This window comes from Streptomyces sp. NPDC059994, from assembly GCF_042737755.1.
Taxonomy (GTDB): Bacteria; Actinomycetota; Actinomycetes; order Streptomycetales; family Streptomycetaceae; genus Streptomyces.
Genome location: NZ_JBHWUR010000019.1, coordinates 32,597 through 48,732 on the forward strand (window position 1 = coordinate 32,597; position 16,136 = coordinate 48,732).

The 16,136-nt window shown below is 70.8% G+C and carries 18 protein-coding genes; 7 read left to right on the forward strand and 11 right to left on the reverse strand.

What is annotated here, in order from left to right; translation table 11 throughout:
* Positions 1 to 63 precede the first annotated feature (63 nt).
* Entirely contained in the window at positions 64 to 642 is a 579-nt protein-coding gene (locus tag ACFWA7_RS13060; RefSeq protein WP_385541241.1) for a TetR/AcrR family transcriptional regulator, read from the reverse strand.
* A gap of 220 nt (positions 643 to 862) precedes the next feature.
* Positions 863 to 1,711: a class I SAM-dependent methyltransferase gene (locus ACFWA7_RS13065; protein WP_385822795.1), complete on the reverse strand. Its 849-nt coding sequence runs from the start codon at positions 1,709 to 1,711 to the stop codon at positions 863 to 865.
* Positions 1,712 to 1,859: 148 nt separating this feature from the next.
* Between ACFWA7_RS13065 and ACFWA7_RS13070 the strand changes: the two genes are divergently transcribed.
* Together ACFWA7_RS13070 and ACFWA7_RS13075 are read left to right on the forward strand one after the other, a co-directional pair.
* The gene (locus ACFWA7_RS13070; RefSeq protein WP_385822797.1) at positions 1,860 to 2,444 is read left to right on the forward strand and encodes a TetR/AcrR family transcriptional regulator; all 585 of its coding nucleotides are present in this window, start codon (positions 1,860 to 1,862) and stop codon (positions 2,442 to 2,444) included.
* A 161-nt stretch (positions 2,445 to 2,605) separates the two neighbouring features.
* Entirely contained in the window at positions 2,606 to 3,106 is a 501-nt protein-coding gene (locus tag ACFWA7_RS13075; RefSeq protein ID WP_385541235.1) for a cupin domain-containing protein, read from the forward strand.
* A gap of 199 nt (positions 3,107 to 3,305) precedes the next feature.
* On the opposite strand, the gene ACFWA7_RS13080 is transcribed toward ACFWA7_RS13075, so the two are convergent.
* On the reverse strand, positions 3,306 to 3,686 hold the full coding sequence (locus ACFWA7_RS13080; protein WP_385541234.1) for an ANTAR domain-containing protein: 381 nt from the start codon (positions 3,684 to 3,686) through the stop codon (positions 3,306 to 3,308).
* Positions 3,687 to 3,826: 140 nt separating this feature from the next.
* Here ACFWA7_RS13080 and ACFWA7_RS13085 point away from each other — a divergent pair, with 140 nt between their 5' ends.
* The gene (locus ACFWA7_RS13085) at positions 3,827 to 4,198 is read left to right on the forward strand and encodes a MarR family transcriptional regulator (RefSeq protein ID WP_385541232.1); all 372 of its coding nucleotides are present in this window, start codon (positions 3,827 to 3,829) and stop codon (positions 4,196 to 4,198) included.
* A gap of 97 nt (positions 4,199 to 4,295) precedes the next feature.
* On the opposite strand, the gene ACFWA7_RS13090 is transcribed toward ACFWA7_RS13085, so the two are convergent.
* Complete coding sequence (locus tag ACFWA7_RS13090; protein WP_385822799.1) at positions 4,296 to 4,874, reverse strand: hypothetical protein; 579 nt, start codon at positions 4,872 to 4,874, stop codon at positions 4,296 to 4,298.
* A gap of 91 nt (positions 4,875 to 4,965) precedes the next feature.
* Between ACFWA7_RS13090 and ACFWA7_RS13095 the strand changes: the two genes are divergently transcribed.
* The gene (locus ACFWA7_RS13095) at positions 4,966 to 5,622 is read left to right on the forward strand and encodes a maleylpyruvate isomerase N-terminal domain-containing protein (RefSeq protein ID WP_385822801.1); all 657 of its coding nucleotides are present in this window, start codon (positions 4,966 to 4,968) and stop codon (positions 5,620 to 5,622) included.
* Here ACFWA7_RS13095 and ACFWA7_RS13100 read toward each other — a convergent pair.
* The 5 genes from ACFWA7_RS13100 to ACFWA7_RS13120 all read right to left on the reverse strand — a co-directional run bounded on the left by ACFWA7_RS13100 (position 5,614) and on the right by ACFWA7_RS13120 (position 9,713).
* The gene (locus ACFWA7_RS13100; RefSeq protein ID WP_385822803.1) at positions 5,614 to 6,072 is read right to left on the reverse strand and encodes a two-component system response regulator; all 459 of its coding nucleotides are present in this window, start codon (positions 6,070 to 6,072) and stop codon (positions 5,614 to 5,616) included. The two genes, ACFWA7_RS13095 and ACFWA7_RS13100, sit on opposite strands and share 9 nt — an antisense overlap.
* Positions 6,073 to 6,270: 198 nt before the next feature.
* The gene (locus ACFWA7_RS13105; RefSeq protein WP_385541225.1) at positions 6,271 to 6,921 is read right to left on the reverse strand and encodes an HAD family hydrolase; all 651 of its coding nucleotides are present in this window, start codon (positions 6,919 to 6,921) and stop codon (positions 6,271 to 6,273) included.
* A 19-nt stretch (positions 6,922 to 6,940) separates the two neighbouring features.
* The gene (locus tag ACFWA7_RS13110; protein WP_385822805.1) at positions 6,941 to 7,831 is read right to left on the reverse strand and encodes an ANTAR domain-containing protein; all 891 of its coding nucleotides are present in this window, start codon (positions 7,829 to 7,831) and stop codon (positions 6,941 to 6,943) included.
* Positions 7,832 to 7,854: 23 nt separating this feature from the next.
* On the reverse strand, positions 7,855 to 8,082 hold the full coding sequence (locus ACFWA7_RS13115) for a DUF5133 domain-containing protein (protein WP_385541221.1): 228 nt from the start codon (positions 8,080 to 8,082) through the stop codon (positions 7,855 to 7,857).
* Between the two features lie 86 nt (positions 8,083 to 8,168).
* Positions 8,169 to 9,713, reverse strand: coding sequence for a hypothetical protein (locus tag ACFWA7_RS13120; protein ID WP_385822807.1), 1,545 nt, complete (start codon positions 9,711 to 9,713; stop codon positions 8,169 to 8,171).
* Between the two features lie 113 nt (positions 9,714 to 9,826).
* Between ACFWA7_RS13120 and ACFWA7_RS13125 the strand changes: the two genes are divergently transcribed.
* Positions 9,827 to 10,981 carry a sensor histidine kinase gene (locus tag ACFWA7_RS13125; RefSeq protein ID WP_385822809.1) on the forward strand — a complete coding sequence of 385 codons (1,155 nt, stop codon included), beginning with the start codon at positions 9,827 to 9,829 and terminating at the stop codon, positions 10,979 to 10,981.
* Complete coding sequence (locus ACFWA7_RS13130; protein ID WP_385822811.1) at positions 10,978 to 11,679, forward strand: response regulator transcription factor; 702 nt, start codon at positions 10,978 to 10,980, stop codon at positions 11,677 to 11,679. Before ACFWA7_RS13125 ends, ACFWA7_RS13130 begins: the two co-directional genes overlap by 4 nt.
* On the opposite strand, the gene ACFWA7_RS13135 is transcribed toward ACFWA7_RS13130, so the two are convergent.
* Entirely contained in the window at positions 11,619 to 12,614 is a 996-nt protein-coding gene (locus tag ACFWA7_RS13135) for an SMP-30/gluconolactonase/LRE family protein (RefSeq protein ID WP_385822813.1), read from the reverse strand. The two genes, ACFWA7_RS13130 and ACFWA7_RS13135, sit on opposite strands and share 61 nt — an antisense overlap.
* A 95-nt stretch (positions 12,615 to 12,709) precedes the next feature.
* Complete coding sequence (locus ACFWA7_RS13140) at positions 12,710 to 13,741, reverse strand: saccharopine dehydrogenase family protein (RefSeq protein WP_385822815.1); 1,032 nt, start codon at positions 13,739 to 13,741, stop codon at positions 12,710 to 12,712.
* 883 nt (positions 13,742 to 14,624) lie between these two features.
* Here ACFWA7_RS13140 and ACFWA7_RS13145 point away from each other — a divergent pair.
* On the forward strand, positions 14,625 to 16,115 hold the full coding sequence (locus ACFWA7_RS13145) for a cellulose binding domain-containing protein (protein WP_385822817.1): 1,491 nt from the start codon (positions 14,625 to 14,627) through the stop codon (positions 16,113 to 16,115).
* Positions 16,116 to 16,136: the final 21 nt, after the last annotated feature.

Genomic DNA, 16,136 nt, shown 5'->3' on the forward strand with positions numbered 1-16,136 from the left:
CCACAAAAAAGGGCGTTCGCCCGATGACGCCGAACAACCACGGCCCAGCGCGACCGCAACGAACTACAACGCCCCCATCACCGCGTCCACGACCCGCCTCAACTGCGTGGCATCCTCGGCGGTCTTCGCCAGTACGCGCATGCCGATCACCGTCGCGAGCAGCCAGGCGGCCAGTGTCGCCGCGTCGCGGCCGACGTCGATCTCACCGGCTCGCCGGCCTTCCTCGACGGTCGCACGGAAGGCGCCCTCCGTACGCGCGAACATCTTGCGTACGGTGTCGGCCGTCTCGGCGTCCGAAGAAGCCGACTCGGCAGCGGCGTTGACCGCCATGCAGCCGCGCCGGTCCGGGTCGCCCAGGTCGAGCTCGACCAGCGCTTCGAGCGCACCCCGCAGCCGGTCCTTCGCCGTGCCGGGGTGGTCGAGGAGTTCCGCCAGCCACTCGGCCTGCGAGTCGCGGTAGCGGGCGAGCGCCTTTTCGAACAACGCGTGCTTGCTGCCGAAGGCGTTGTACAGACTGCCCTTGCCGATGCCGAGCTCGTCCACGAGGTCCTGCGGCGTCGTCGCCGCGTACCCCTTGCGCCAGAACACGCCCATCGCGCGCTCCACCGCCACGTCCGGATCGAACTGCTTCGGCCTGCCCATGGACTTACCGTAGCACCGTTTTTGACCTTGAGGTCAAATAGAAGGCTCCCAACCGGGAGCCCCCCGGCGCCCGGTCGGTAGCGCGCCGGTGAACGGCATGCGGGGCCTCCCCCGCGCACTCCAGGCCGAACGGCGCGCCTTTCCTGACCGCCCACGAGAACGGCAGCCTCCAGTACCTGCTCATCACCGCCGACCGCGTCTGCCCGACCAGCCGGCCGGTTCAGGCCGGACGGTCCGCCGTGACCAGCCATGACGTGCTGCGCAGCCGGACCGTGCCGCCGGGCGTCTCGTGGGGGCGCAGCCACTCCTCCAGCGTCCGGCGAGCACGGTCCCGGGTCGCCGCGTCCACCTGCGTCATGAGGTGGCTGCCGGGTCCCGTGCCCAGCAGGAAGTCCGCCGCGTCCCCTGCTCCGCTCCCCCAAGTCCCGTACACCTGGGCCTCAGTGACCGTGACGGCGGTGAACCCGGCCGCCGTGAGGACTTCGCGGATACGGGCCGGGTCGGCCAGCGAGAACATTCCGGGCAGCCCCGGCCGTGTCAGATCACCGAGCGGCAGCAGGCCGTTCAGGGCCGAGAGCGCCTCGACCCAGCCGTTGCCCGTGGCAGCGGCCGGACAGACGAACGCCAGCCGCCCGCCGGGCCGCAGCGCCCGCCCGATGTTGCCGAAGGCGGCGACGGGGTCGGCGAAGAACATCACCCCGTAGCGGCTGAGCGCCGAGTCGTAGGCGGCCGGCTCGAAGGGGTGGATCTGGGCGTCGCCCTGTTCGTAAGCGAGGTGGGGCAAGCCGTCGCGCTCCGCCCGGGCGCGGGCCTCGGCCAGCATCGGGCCGGAGAGGTCGAGTCCGAGCGCGTGCCCACGGGGCGCCCTGAGCGCGGCGAGCCGCGTGGTCTGGCCGGAGCCGCAGCCGATGTCGAGGACCCGGCACTCCTCGGTGAGGGCGGCGGCGTCGAGCAGCGGCTCGTTGAAGCCTTCGTTCACGGCGTTCCAGCGGTCCTGGTTGCGGGCCCAGTGGGTGCCTTCGGGCCCGTTCCAGGCCTGCGCCTGTTCGGTGTTGACGACGTCGAGCACGGGTGCCTCCTGTGGTGCGACAGAGAATGGGCGTGCGCCCAAACAGTATGGGCGCACGCCCATACTGGCAACCCCCGCTAGGATCCGCAGGGCGGGGAACACACCCGGTAACCACGGCAGCAGACGGCACCAGTACGGGAGAACGCCCATGTCACCGCGCGGAGTGGCGACGCCAGACGTACGGGAGCGGCTCTTCACGGCCGCCGAGCGGGTCCTCGAAAGCGGCGGGCCCGGCGCGCTCACCAGCCGTGCCGTCACCACCGAGGCGGGGTGCGCCAAGGGGCTGCTGCACGCGCACTTCGCGGGCCTCGACGAGTTCGTCGCGGAGCTCTGCCTCGACCGGTTCGCCCGCACGGCCACGAAGGCCGAGGCGCTCTCGGGGCTCGTCGGGCACGGCTCGGTGGCGGGGAACCTGCGGGCCGTCGCCCTCGGGCTGCTCGACTCGGGCGGCCCGGCCGTCGCGGGCCTGGCCATGACGCGCCCGGCGGCCGCCCTGCGCATCCGAGAGGCGCTGGAGGCGGGGGCACCCGGTTTCGCCGCGATCCAGCAGGCCATCGCGGAGTACCTGGTCGCCGAAAGCCGGCTCGGCCGCGTGGCGCACACCGTCGACCCGGACAGCACGGCCCTGGCCGTGGTGGGCGCCGCCCACCACCTCCTGCTGACCAGCTGGCCGGGCACACCCGACCCACGGGAACAGCTGAAGCGCCTCGTGGTGGGTCTGGTGGGAGGGTAGGGCGGGCCCACGGCAGAGCGGCCGGGCGGCCGCAAGCCGCCCGAGCAGGTAACGGAACCTCCACCTCCACCACGCGGAGTCCAGGGCCCAACGGCCCTCCTGATCCGGTACGGTGCCTCGTTCAGGCCGTCAGCGTCCGCCAGCGCCGTCAGGAGACACCGTTGCACGCCCCAGTCGAGACGTCCCGAGTGCTGGTAGCCCTCCATGAGGCCGTCGCCGCGGCCGAGGAGGGGCAAGGGGGCGCGCTGTGGCGGCTGGCGGAACAGGGGCGACAACTCGACGCCAACTTGGTGCGGCTGTCTCCGGACGCGACCGTGGCCGAGCACGTCGAATCCGAACTGGACGTGCTGTTGTTCGTCGTCGAAGGGGACGGCCACCTCGACAACGGGGTGGAGCGGCAGACCCTGGAGCCGGGGGCCGTGGCATGGCTGCCGAGAACGGCACGCAGGGCGCTCCTCGCGGGGCCGAACGGCCTCGCGTACCTCTCCGTCCATCAGCGACGCCCCGGGCTGCGGATCGGCTTCCGTACCGCCGGCCGCGACGAAGGCGGCGAGGCGCCCTGCTCGCTGGACCGCGTCTGCCCGGCATGCGGGCGGATGGCAGGAGAAGCGGACGCGCGCTACTGCGCTCGATGCGGCGAGGAGCTGCCGACCCGAGAGTGACCGCTCGCCCCACCTGCCACCCGTACCGCCGCCGCTCACGGGCCACAGCGGCTTCGACGTAGGCGGCGCCGGGGGCTGATGGTCCCAACCTGTCCGGCGCCTACGTCCTTCGTACGAAGAAAACGCCCTACCGAACTACCTCACACGCGGCGAAGAAAACCTCAAGTCGCGTACGAGTTCACGGCCGCCGAGATCCCGGTCATCGATGAGCCCTGCCGTCGCCTCCGACGTCCGCCATGTCCTGGGGCGGCGCCGCCGCTGCCGCACCGCCCGCCGTGGCGAGCTTGGCGACGGCTGCCGACAGCTGCTTCTTGACCCCCTTCGGCAAGGGGTCGCCTCCGGCCGAGTCGACCACTTGCCGGGCCACGCGGTTCAGTTTGGTGTTGGTGTTCTGGGACGTCATGACCAGTACGCTCCAGGCGTCCTCCGCACTGATGGCGAAGACGGCCATGAGAATGCCGCGGGCCAGGTCGATGGTCCCCCGGCTCTCCATCGCCCGCCGCAGCTGCCCGAGTTCAAGTCCCGGATCCGCCTCTGGGCCCGTATCGACGGGCTCTGCAGAGTATGACGGCTGCGTCATGGCCATCTCCCGATGTGCTCCGGATGTCTGGGTCCATCCTCCGCGCCCAGAGTCGCCCGCGAACGGGAGACACGTCAAGAGATACATGAAGTCAGATTCGCCTGTTTCTATACACGAAGCTGAGGGCGTACGATCTGACCATGGATGGAGTGCCGGAACCGCACACAGGATGGACGTTCATCACCAGCCACGCGCGCGTTCTCGCCGTGATCGCCGACAACCAGAACGCACGGATCCGCGACATCGCCGCGCACTGCAGACTCACGGAACGCGCCGTCCAGAAGATCATTTCCGATCTGGAACAAGCCGGATTCCTCTCCCACACCCGTGCGGGGCGCGGCAACACCTACCGTATCGAGCCGGGCAAGGTCCTGCGCCACCCGGCCGAGGCCGAGGCGGGCCTCACTGTCGCCGATCTCCTGGGCCTGCTCGCCCAGGACGAGGCCCGCCGCGCCGAACTGCTCTACAGCAGCCTGCGTATACGTTCCGACGAAGGCGACGGAGACGGCTGACCAGCGGCCCCGCAAGCTGCCGCGTACCTCTGGTGCGGGTCGATGCCGCGCGGCCAGTCCTGAACCGAGCAGGGGAGACACCTGCGCGCCGGTCCGGTCAGTGGCCCCCGCTGGGACGGTCGCAGCCGGTGTGGTCGGGGTAGCCGCCGAAGGCGTCCGCCTTGGTGGAGTCGCGGTTCATCGTGCCTTCCACGCACAACGGGAACGCGTCGATGAGGAAGCCCACGCCGGTGGATCCGTTCTGGTACGACCGCACCTGCCCGGCCGAGTAGCCGAGGCGGGTGAGCGCGCCGCTGGTGCTCTCGGGGGCGAAGTCACCGCGCTTGCGCAGCGGTTCGAGCGCCTTCTCGACGCGTCCGACGGCCGAGAGCCCCTCGCAGCGCTGCCGCCCGTGCAGCGGGAAGGGAACCATGAACCCGTGGTTCTCGGCGTAGTGGTCGGTGGGCGGCACGGCCGGGCCCGTGGTGGCCGGGGTCGTGGGTGGCGCCGACGTGGGGCTCCCACCCGGGCACGGGAGATCCACCGGCCCGCTCGGCGTCGCCACCGGGGTCCGCGAGGGCCGGTCCGCACCGGCGCTGCCCCCCGCCCGCTCCGTACCGCACCCCGCCACCAGCACGGCCAGCACCGCCACTGGCAGCACTCCGGCACGTCTCCCCGCCAAACCGATCATCCTCATGACGCGATTCTCCCCCGCTCGGTCGGGACGGGGTCACCGCACCGCCGGAATGGGCTTGTTCGCCATCCCGGCCCCGCACTACCTTGCTCAGGTGGATCTCTTCTCACACTCGTGGACGGCGTTGCGCACGGCGGTCGCCGAACTCCCGGACAAGGACTTCGAGCAGCCGTCCGGCTGCACCGGCTGGCTCGTGCGGGACCTGGTGTGCCACCTGGTCATCGACGCGCAGGATGTCCTGATCACCCTCGTCACCCCCGCCGATACGGAACCGACCGTCAACGCGGTGACCTACTGGAACGTCGAGGACCGGCCACCGACCGGCGAGGACCCGCTCGACGCGCTGACTGTGCGCCTGGCCGCCGCGTACGAGGAACCGCACCTGCTCAAGTTCCACCTCGACGACGTCGGCTCCGCCGCCGGACGCGCGGCCGAACTCGCGGACCCCGGCGCCCGGGTGGGCACCCGCGACGTGGTGCTCACCGTGGGCGACTACCTCTCCGCGTACGTGCTGGAATGGACGCTGCACCACCTCGACCTGATCGCGCACCTCCCGGACGCCGCCGAACCGCCCGTCCGGGGACTGGCCCACTCCCGTGCGACGCTGGAGGAGATCGCCGGCGCCGCGTTCCCCGCGTCGTTCACGGACAAGGACGCACTCCTGGTCGGCACCGGCCGCCGGGCACCGACGGAGGCGGAGAAGACCGGACTCGGCGAACTGGCCGCGAAACTGCCGTTCGTCCTAGGCTGACGAAACGTCAGCTGGGGTGCGGGTGTACAGGTCGGCGAGGGTACGGACGTGGCAGCACAGGGCCCACGGGTCAAGGGGTTCGAGGGGGAGCCCCGCGGCGCCGAGTTTGTACGCGAGCCGGGCGAGCTGGTTGTCGCGGCTGGTGCCGGTGACCAGGAGGACGGGCAGGTCGCGGGTCTGGTCCAGGCGGTGGAGGTAGCCCAAGGTCTGCAGACCGTCGATGTGCGGCATCACCACCTCCATCACCACTGTGGCGACGGGCTCGCGCAACACCGTCTTGAGGGCCTGCTCGCCGCTGGTGGCCCGCAGGATCGGGCGGCCGAGCGGGGTGAGGGCGTGTTCCAGGGCGAACAGGTTGTCCTCGTGGTCGTCGACCAGCAGAAGCGCCTCCCCCCGTCCCGGCGGTGAGCCGCTTCCGGGCATGCGGGACGACACAGGTGGTACAGGCACAGAAAGCTCCCACTGATCGGCTGCACGGCGATGAGCGGGGCAGCCGCTTCCTGACCACTCCGGAACGGGAGCAGATCTACTTTCACCGGCTCGGGGCCACTTGGCGCAGGTTTCTCACCAGTGCCTTCGATGGTCAGCCGCGGCTCGCGTCCTCCCTGCGGACGTACGGGAGTTGAGCTCGTTCCGGCCCGGAGCCCGTCACTGTCCGGCGAGGAGGGAGGGCAGTTTGCGCATGTCGTGGAAGACGACGGTGTCCGGGCCTTCGAGCCGCTCGGCCGGAGTCAGCCCCCCGGCATAACCGAAGGCGCGCATGCCGGCTGCGCGGGCCGCCTCGACGCCGGGACGGCTGTCCTCGACCACCACACACGCCGCCGGGTCGACACCCATCTGCCGGGCGGCGTACAGGAACAGGTCCGGTGCCGGCTTGCCGCGGGCGACTTCGGTGGCACTGTGGATACGGCCCTCGAAGTGTTCGTACAGGCCGGTGTGGCCGAGGGTGTGGCGCATCTTGTCGTGGGAGCCGCTGGAGGCGACGCACGTCGGCAGGGTGATCGCGTCGAGTGCCTCCGGCAGCCCGTCGACGGGCAGCAGCCCCGCGTCCACAGCCTCACGGTGGAGCTGCTCGAACCGCTCCCACCAGATGACAGCCGCCTCGTCGCCCAGCCGGGCGGCGATCTGCTCGCCGATGGAGGCGTTGGAACGCCCGATGAAACGGTCGATCACCTCATCCTCGGTGAGCGGCCACCCCAGCTCCGCGCCCAAGGCGACCTGCACACGTACGGCGATGCGTTCGCTGTCGACCAGCACACCGTCGCAGTCGAATATCACGAGTTCAATCGGCTTGATCATCGTCGCAGCATAGAGCCGATCACGAATCCGTACGCGTACCCGTATCCGTACCCGCGTCTCCCGACCGGCCCTGGGCGTGCAGATACTCCAACGCATCGACGACAACCGTGTGGTCGTGCCAGGCGAGCCAGCGTCCGACCTGCCGGCCGGTGGCGGCGAGGGCCTTCGCCTGGGCCGGGTGCAAGGCCTTCGTGGGGCGTTCGAGGTGCACGGAGACCATTCCCAGGCACTCACCTGACGCACCGACCAACGGAACGCTGTGGCATGCGCGGCTGCCCGCCGCGAGGATGGTGTGACGCGCCTCGTCGGTGAACACCTCGTCGGTGGCGACATCGTGCACGGTGGTCAACGCCACGTCTCTGGCGGCCTTCGCACATGACGTACCGTCCTCGCCGACGAAGGCGAAGAACTCGACGAAGTGCTCGCTGAGGCCGGTGTGGTGTTCGATGCGCAGCCCGCGGGCGGCCCGGTCGGTGATCTGTACGTTGCCCATGTCCGTGCCCGTGATGGCCAGGCTCTGCGACAGGACCGCACTGAGCACCGCGCCCCGGTTGACATGGCCCGGGTCGTCCACACCGAGCGCGTCCAGCACGGGCGGCTTCCGGCGCACCCGTCCCGGGAACCACAACTCCCTGGGGCCGTCGGGTCTCTGGGTGCGGACAACCGCTTCGGCCAGGAGGCGCAGCTTCACGTTGAAGCGTTGCGAGGACTGGCGCAGCAGTGCGAAGGCGCTGTCGGCGTCGGGCAATCTGTAGCGCTCCTGCAAGATGCCCTGGGCGTGCGAGATCAGGGGGCGGCTGCGTACTTGGGCCCGCAGATTGCGGACCTCCTCGCGCAACCGCGCCACCTCCTCGCCCGTACCCTCCGCCTCCCGCCCACCGGGCACACCACGGTTACTCATGTGCTCCATGCCGTTTCCTTCCGCGCCCCCGTTCACGCGCTCAGCACGGAGTCGTCGAAGGTACGGGCACCGGGCAGCCGGTGACGTGCGGCGATCACGGCCGCGTCGACGTCGCGCGTCCCCGTCGACACACACAGGGTGTAGGAGACGTCCGCGAGCCGCCGACGGGTGGCCTCGCCCCCTTCGGCGGCGTTCAGCGCGCACAGCGCGTCATATTCGGCGAGCAGATCACGCAGCACTGCCGGGTGAGCCATCAACATGAGGGAGCCCTCCACTCGATACGGTCAAGACTCGATACGGTCAAGACACGTTTCCCATTGCCCCGGCTCCTCATCCGTACACGCCTCTACAACAGTGATGTCCGGCATGCTCCTCTCGCTCGCCCCTCCCCCTCACCCGTTCCCGGCACCCGCCGAAGAGCCACTCCCAGCACCACCACCACATACATACACAGCACACCCGTCCCCGCCCACCACGGCAGCGGGAAGTATCCGGCGGACGGTGCGTAGTGCGCGATGACCTGGGGGTATTCGGTAAGGGTCTGCTGGGTGGCGAAGCCTGCCGCGGGGGTGGTGCGCAGGAGCCGGCGGGACAGGGTGTCGGGAAGGAGGGGGACGGCCGTCACAGCGTATGGGAGCGCGAGCGTCGTGATCGCCAGGAGGATCGCCGGCCAGGTGCGGCGCAGTACCGCTGCCAGAGCGAGGGCGAGCACGGCCGTGAGGGCGAGGACTGCGGCGAGGCCGACCACTACCCGTACTTCCGTGAGCGCGGACGGCTCGATGACGGGGATCCCGTTCGACCTCAGGATCGCCAGTCCGGCCGGGAGCACGGTGCCCACGGAGAGGAGACCGGTCACGAATGTGGCGGCTCCGGCCACTATCGCCTTCGCCGCCAACGCCTGTCGAGTGAGCGGCGCCCCACCCGTGGCTCCGCGGCGGTGCTCGGCGGTGACGAACCGCACCGCTACGACAAGCAGGATGAGCAGGGCCGGTGTCAGGCCGATGAGGGTGCGCTCGGCGGGGCGGCCGCCGTCCGTTCCCATCGGGCCGATGTCACCGGCGCCGGTCACGGTGACCGTGCCGTTCGCCTCGACCGCCCCGGACGCCTTGTGGTACTTCTCCCAGTCCGTGTGGTTCATCTCGCCGACCAGGTCGCTTCGCCAACCCCCGGTGGAAACCGCGCCCTCCACGCCGACGTGGTCGAAAGTGCCGCCGGCCTGCGTGAAGCGCGTCTCTTCGGTGGCTCCGCCGAGGCCGACGCGCCGCAGTGTCAGGTCCCCCGGCGAGGTCGCGAACAGGCCGACCTGAACGGTCCGGGGCAGGCCGGACAGCTTCGCCACCCCGACCTTCGCCCACTGACTGCCGTCGACGGACTCGTCACCGGTAAGGGTGTCGCCCGACCGCGTCAGCCGCAGCCACCGCGGCGACCGCGCCGACACCCCGCCGGCGCTGCCCGCGATGTCATGGGTGTAGTCGTACTGCATCCGCACCCCGTGGCCGCCGGTGAGCATCAGCGCCGCGTAGGAGGACCCCTGGCGGACACCGTCCTTGACGATGATCCCGGCCTTCGCCCACGGTACGAGGCCGGGGACGATCGCATCGTGGTTCGGCGGCGGATAGGTGATCGTGCCGGTCATGGACGTCAGCCGGACCGTGATGCTGCCGTTCTGGCCCAAGTCCCGGTGCAGGAAGGAGAACTGGTCGCTGACGAGGGAGCCGTCCGGCCCCCTCGGGTCGGTCGGGCACGGGCCGTCGCAGGACGCGTGGTTGCCGTTCGCGTAGAGCAGGCCGAGGACGAGGACGGTCAGTGCCGCGGCCGCCATCGCGATCAGCCGGCCCGGACGCCGGAACCTGGTCCACTCCTGCCGGAGCAGTTCGTTGGTGGTGAGCATGGACCGTTTCTACGGACCGGGCCATAACGCGGTCCGAACCGGCGCTGTCATGTCGCTGTTAGGTGCGGCGAGGCATCCTGGAGCCGGTCGGGACCTGGGCGGGGAGAGGAACCATGGGCAAGCTGCGGAGCGGGACCGTCGGACTGCGCTTCACCCTGTTGTACGCCGCGGTCTTCCTGGCGTCCGGGATCGGGCTGCTCGCCCTGGCCTACGTAGCCTCCGGTGGCGACGTGACCGGTGTCGCTCCCGAACAACGCCCGCCCGATCCAGGCGGCGCCGAGCAGCACATCCGCGATCTGGAGAGGCAACTCGTGGACGTACACGCGCAGCAGTCCCGCCAGTTGCTGGTCGGTTCACTGATCGCGCTGGTGGTGATGGCGGGCGTCTCGCTGCTGCTCGGCCGGGCCCTCGCGGGCCGCGTTCTGCGCCCGCTGCGGCTGATCACCGCGGCGACGCGGCGGATCTCCGCGGAGAACCTCCATCAGCGGCTCGCCGTGGCCGGGCCCGCCGACGAGGTCAAGGAGCTCGCCGACACGGTCGATAGTCTGCTGGCACGTCTGGAGGCCTCGTTCGCCGCGCAGCGCCGGTTCGTCGGCAACGCCTCGCACGAGCTGCGTACGCCGCTGGCGACGATACGGGCGTCGCTGGACGTGGCCGTCGCCAAACCGCATCCCGCGGCGCAGACCGTCGCGCTCGCCGGGCGTCTGCGCACCGAACTCGACCGGGTGGACCACCTGTTGGACGGCTTCCTCGTCCTCGCCCGGGCGCAGCACGGCGCCTTCGTCGACCGGGCGTCCGTGCACCTCGACGAGCTGGCGGTGGAGGCGCTGACCGCCCGGGCCGCCGACATCGCGGCCAAGTCCTTGACCGTCGACGTCGAGGTGGGGGCGGACGCCTGGACGCGGGGCAGCCGGGCGCTGCTCTCGCGGATGGTGGAGAACGTCGTCGACAACGCGATCGTGCACAACGAGGAGGGCGACTGGATCCGGGTCTCCACCGATCACGACGGCGCCGAGGCGCGCCTCGTCGTCGAGACGGGTGGGCGCGTCCTCGACCAGGACCAAGTGGACCGGTTGGCCCAGCCGTTCGAGCGGCTCGGCGCGGACCGTACCGGTTCGGAGAAGGGTTCCGGCCTGGGCCTGTCGATCGTCGCGGCCATCGCGGAGGCCCACGGGGGCCGCCTCGTGCTCCGGGCCCGGCCGGAGGGCGGCCTCCGGGTGGAAGCGGCGCTGCCGTCGGCGGCCGGGTGCGCGGAGGTGGCGCCGTGAGGGTGCTGGTCGTGGAGGACGCGCGGTCGCTCGCCGATGTCGTCGCCGAGGGGCTGCGGGACCAGGGCATGGCCGTCGACCTCGCATACGACGGTCTGGAGGCCGCCGCCAAGCTCGACCTGAACGCGTACGACGTGGTGGTCCTCGACCGGGATCTGCCCGGCATCCACGGCGACGCTCTCTGCCAGATGATCACCGCGCGGGACGGTCGCGCGATGGTGCTGATGCTGACCGCGGCCGGGGCGCCCGGCGACCGGGTCAGCGGCCTCACCCTCGGCGCCGACGACTACCTCGCCAAACCCTTCCACTTCCCCGAACTGACCCTGCGCATCCGGTCCCTGGCCCGCCGCAGACCCACCGCGCGGGCGCGCACGCTGCACGCCGCCGGCCTCGAACTCGACCCGGTACGCCGTACGGCCCTTCGTGAGGGCCGTCCGCTGGAGCTGTCCGTCAAGGAGTTCGCCGTCCTGGAGTCGCTGCTGCGCGCGAGTCCGGGCTTTCTGAGCACCGAGGACCTCCTGGAGCAGGTCTGGGACGAGAACGCCGACCCGTTCACCAATACGGTGACCGTCACCATCGGCCGGTTGCGCCGCAAGCTGGGCGGTCCGCCGGTCATCACGACGACGCCGGGGGTGGGTTACCGCATCGCCGAGGCCCCGACCGGCCGATCCGACTCGGCTCCGGCGGGAACTTCGTAGATCTTCCCGTTGACGCCCGACCGGTAGAGCTTGCCCGCCGAGAATCCGCGGTCGCCGTGCCCGTAGGTGATCTGGGTGGAGAGGTACATGCCCGACTCCACGGTGCAGAGGCCGTCTCCCTCGACCCGCCAGATCTGCCCTGCCGTGTGGGTGGCGATCAGCGGGCGTCCCCGGCCGTCGAGGGTGAGCCCGTCGGGGAGGGCGAGGGCGTCGGACGGCGCTGCGGAGATCCAGCGCCGGGGGTGCGCCGGGTCGTCGACCGGGATCCGGTAGAGCCCGGGCGCGACGGTGGTCTGGATGACGTAGATCTGCCTTCCGTCGGGGGAGACGGCGATCCCGTTGGGCTGCTGCACCTGGGCCCAGGCCGGGTCGACGCGGCCGTCCGGCGTGACGCGGCCGATGCTGCGGCCGCCCACAGTCGTGGTGTACACGGTGCCGTCGGGCGCCAGGGCGACGCCGTCGATGCCGCCGAGGCCCGAGGCGTACGTGCTGACCTGGCCGGATTCCGGATCCACCAGAAGGAGTCTCGACAGCGGAAGGGCGTCTCCGGTGAGCGAGTGGAGGGCGTCGTTGCCGGTGCCGACGAGGAGACGGCCGTCCTCACGGACGACGATGCCACCGTTGGCGCCGATGCTCCCGGTGAGGGGCACGGGGGTGCTTCCCGGCGCGTCGATGCGGTAGACCCGGCCCGTGAAGTACGCGGTGGCGAACATCCGGCCCCGCTTGTCGACGGCGATCGACTCGACCCAGTCGGGAATGTGCGCCACCTGGACCGGCGCCGCCGACCGTTTGGCATCACAGGCGGGTGCCGCATAGGCAGGGACGGGGGCCAACACTCCTGCGGCTGCGGCCAGTACGACCGCAGGCACGATGGCGCGTCGCGGCCCCCGTAACGCGGCGCTGAGCATCCTGCTCAGCTTCGTGTTCGTCTTCATCGATACCCCTCCATGGTCAAGTTGCCCTGCCCGCCGAAGTATCGACCCAAGGATCTTCCCGCGCTACCCCCCGGTAACCTGCCCGGTGGTGCCGGTCAGCTCGGAAGCTCCACCGACACGTACGGGGCCAGCGCCCGCAGGAAGTCCGCCGCGTCGAACATCGCTCCGGCCGAGGCCACGCCCGTCGTCCTCGACTGCCCGGCCAGGATGCGCTGGACGGCCTCCACTGCCAGGGGTGCGGTCACCGCGTAGATGTCCCGGCCACGGGCCGTGGCGCGGCGCTCGACGCCGCCCGCACGGACCACGACGTCGACGACGAACGTCTGGTCCGACCGCCCCAGTGCGTCGACCGACTCCGGCTCCGGCGTGGTCTCCTCGGCCAGGTCTCGCGCCGCTTCCACGGCCATGTAGGTGCGCACTTCACGCACGTCCACATGGCTGGGCACGGTCACGACATCGGCCATGGTGAACTCGGCGATCACCGCTCGCCGGCCCAGCGGCTCCGGAAAGAGCCAGTCCTGCTCCCACGGCTGGTCGTCGTGGTAGCGCAGCGCGCCGTCGGCGAATCGCACCCGACGGCCGCCACGGCGCTCGTGGGACACCTCGCCCGCCACCCGGGTACCCGCCGTGGGGTGCCAGCTGCTCAGCCCGTACGCGACGTGTACCTCGTCGGCGGCGGCCCACTCCCCCATCGCCGCCGTCACCAACAGGTCGCCCAGACCCCCGTAGAACGCCATTGCCGGAACCACGGGGACCTCGGCCTTGCGGGCCGCCTCCGCGTGGTCGGCGAACATCGACACGTTCGCTTCGATCTCCGCCGCGACGTCGACGTACGGGATGCCCGCACGCAGGGCCGCCTCGGCGACGGGGCCGCCGGTCAGCGCGAACGGTCCGGCGCAGTTGATGACCGCCGCCGCGCCCGCGAGGGCCCGGTCCAGCGAGCCCGCGTCGTCCACGGTGGCCGGCCTCACCTCCACATCCGCCCACTCTGCGGCCAGCGCCTCCAACTGGGCGGCGCTGCGGCCGGAGGCGATCGTCGCGAGGCCGCGCCTACGCAGTTCGGCGACGACGAAACGACCTGTGTGACCGGTCGCGCCGTAGACGACGACCGCACCTGCTGTACTCATGGTTCCCCCGCATCCCGATGTGCTGATGCGCCCATTCTGGCTAAGGACGGAACCTGACGGTGATGGTCCGGAACGACATCATGCGAACAGTTTCGGACGCCGGGGGTTCCTCCTTCCTCTTCCTGGCGGCATGCGCGATCCTCCGCGCCGGGCTCGGAGGGTGAGTGGGGGGCAATGCACAAGTCTTGAACCAGTGGGAGCGCTCCCAGCATGGAGTTGGACGGGCCCGGGGTCAAGATGTTTGAGGAGTCGAAGTCAATCGGCCTCCTCGGAGGCCAACTCGTTCGCTGTTCTAGGGCAGTTGGGGGCCCGTGGGCCCCGCCCCCGAGCGCGGCGAACCGACCGGGGGTCCTGCCGACTACTTGCGGTACGGTCCGGCGGACCCGATCCGGCCCGGGCCGTTCAGGACGTACACCCGGAGGTTGCCCTTGCCGGGGGCGGCGACGCTCAGGGTGCGCGTCGGTGCAGCCCGCATAGCGGGTGCTGGATGTGTCGGGCCCGTAGGCGTGGCTGTCGACATAGACCACGTCGTACGTCGCGTCATTGGTGGAGTAGCCCGAGCGCGGTCACGAAAGCCGCGAAAGGGCGCCGTGCGCGTGGATTTCGTATACGCCGGGGTGCGCGTCTCATGCGCGGCTCCCGTGTGGGGGCTTCCGCGACGAAGGGGGATGCGCAGCGAGGTATGCGTCCACACAAGAACTGACCGACGTTTCCAGCAAGTTATTGCGGTGCGGAAGCTACCGGCGCATGACCGCAACGTAAAGAGTCCATCTCCCTTGCCATGCACCCCCCGAGCCCCTACCGTGATGCCCCACCAGTGGGAGCGCTTCCATCCGTCGGACGCCGGACATCTGCCGGCGTCCCGGCCGTGAAGGATCCGCTCATGCGACACCCCCCGCACTTGGCCGTACCCTTCGCCGCGGCGGCACTCGTGCTCGCGAGCGCCGTGGTCGTCCCTCGCGTCACGGCATCCGCAGCCGAGCCGTCCTGCTCGGTGACGTACACCGTCACGAACGAGTGGAGCGGCGGCTTCCAGGGTTCCGTCACGCTCACCAACAACGCGTCCGCGCTGTCCAGTTGGAGCCTGGGCTTCGCTTTCACCGGCAACCAGAAGATGACCCAGGGCTGGAACGCCAAGTGGTCCCAGTCCGACAGCACCGTCACCGTGGCCAACGAGAGCTGGAACGGTTCGCTCGCCCATGGCGCGAGCACCACCGTCGGCTTCCTCGCCTCCCTCACCGGCGCCAATACGCCGCCCCGCGCGTTCACCCTCAACGGCGAGCCGTGCGCCACCACGGGCGGCGGCGACCCCACGCCGACACCCACCCCCACCTCCCCCTCACCCTCACCGACCCCCGGCACCGGCGCGCCCGTGCTCCACGTCTCCGGGAACAAACTGGTCGACGCGGGCGGCGCCACCCGCAGGCTGCTCGGCGTCAACCGGTCCGGCGGCGAGTTCATGTGTGTCCAGGGGCACGGCATCTTCGACGGCCCGGTCGACGACGCCTCGGTGGCCGCCATCGCCTCCTGGCACGCGGGCGCCGTGCGCATCCCGCTCAACGAGGAGTGCTGGCTGGGCCTCGCCAACATCAACCCCGCCTACGCGGGCGCCCGTTACATCGCCGCCGTCCAGGACCTCGTCCACCGCGTCGAGGCCCACGGCATGACCCCGATCGTCGAACTCCACTGGTCGTACGGGCAGTACACCGGCAACTCGGCAGGCTGCTCCGACGTCCACGCGAGCTGCCAGAAACCGATGCCCGACGCCCAGTACGCACCCGCGTTCTGGTCCTCGGTGGCCACCGCCTTCAAGAGCGACCCGGCCGTCGTCTTCGACCTGTTCAACGAGCCGTATCCGGACCGGGCCACCTCCACCGCCGACCAGGCGTGGAGCTGCTGGCGGGATGGCGGAAGCTGCCCCGGCATCGGCTACGAGGTCGCCGGGATGCAGGATCTCCTGGACGCCGTACGGGGAGCGGGCGCCCGCAACCTCGTACTGGCCGGCGGCATCGCCTACGCCAACGACCTCAGCCAGTGGCCGGCCCGCGCTCCCGCCGACCCGGCGGGCAACCTGGCCGCCGCCTACCACGGCTACAACTTCAACAGCTGTGCGAGCGAGTCGTGCTGGGACTCCACCCTCGCACCCGTCGCCGCCCAGGTGCCGCTGGTCGCGGGCGAGCTGGGCGAGAACACCTGCGCGCACTCCTTCGTCGACCGCGCCATGAAGTGGTTCGACGACCGGGGGATCTCCTATCTGGGCTGGACCTGGAACACCTGGGACTGCTCATCGGGCCCCTCCCTGATCACGAGTTACGACGGCACCCCCACCGCGTACGGCAGCGGCCTGCGCGACCACCTGCGCTCCATCAACTGACCCACGCCGTCGACTGACCCA

Excerpts from the sequence above, each read along its gene's own strand:
- ACFWA7_RS13060 (WP_385541241.1), bottom strand. The coding sequence starts at position 642 with ATGGGCAGGCCGAAGCAGTTCGATCCGGACGTGGCGGTGGAGCGCGCG.
- ACFWA7_RS13070 (WP_385822797.1), top strand. The coding sequence starts at position 1,860 with ATGTCACCGCGCGGAGTGGCGACGCCAGACGTACGGGAGCGGCTCTTC.
- ACFWA7_RS13080 (WP_385541234.1), bottom strand. The coding sequence starts at position 3,686 with ATGACGCAGCCGTCATACTCTGCAGAGCCCGTCGATACGGGCCCAGAG.
- ACFWA7_RS13085 (WP_385541232.1), top strand. The coding sequence starts at position 3,827 with ATGGATGGAGTGCCGGAACCGCACACAGGATGGACGTTCATCACCAGC.
- ACFWA7_RS13090 (WP_385822799.1), bottom strand. The coding sequence starts at position 4,874 with ATGAGGATGATCGGTTTGGCGGGGAGACGTGCCGGAGTGCTGCCAGTG.
- ACFWA7_RS13105 (WP_385541225.1), bottom strand. The coding sequence starts at position 6,921 with ATGATCAAGCCGATTGAACTCGTGATATTCGACTGCGACGGTGTGCTG.
- ACFWA7_RS13110 (WP_385822805.1), bottom strand. The coding sequence starts at position 7,831 with ATGGAGCACATGAGTAACCGTGGTGTGCCCGGTGGGCGGGAGGCGGAG.
- ACFWA7_RS13115 (WP_385541221.1), bottom strand. The coding sequence starts at position 8,082 with ATGTTGATGGCTCACCCGGCAGTGCTGCGTGATCTGCTCGCCGAATAT.
- ACFWA7_RS13120 (WP_385822807.1), bottom strand. The coding sequence starts at position 9,713 with ATGCTCACCACCAACGAACTGCTCCGGCAGGAGTGGACCAGGTTCCGG.
- ACFWA7_RS13125 (WP_385822809.1), top strand. The coding sequence starts at position 9,827 with ATGGGCAAGCTGCGGAGCGGGACCGTCGGACTGCGCTTCACCCTGTTG.
- ACFWA7_RS13135 (WP_385822813.1), bottom strand. The coding sequence starts at position 12,614 with ATGAAGACGAACACGAAGCTGAGCAGGATGCTCAGCGCCGCGTTACGG.
- ACFWA7_RS13140 (WP_385822815.1), bottom strand. The coding sequence starts at position 13,741 with ATGAGTACAGCAGGTGCGGTCGTCGTCTACGGCGCGACCGGTCACACA.
- ACFWA7_RS13145 (WP_385822817.1), top strand. The coding sequence starts at position 14,625 with ATGCGACACCCCCCGCACTTGGCCGTACCCTTCGCCGCGGCGGCACTC.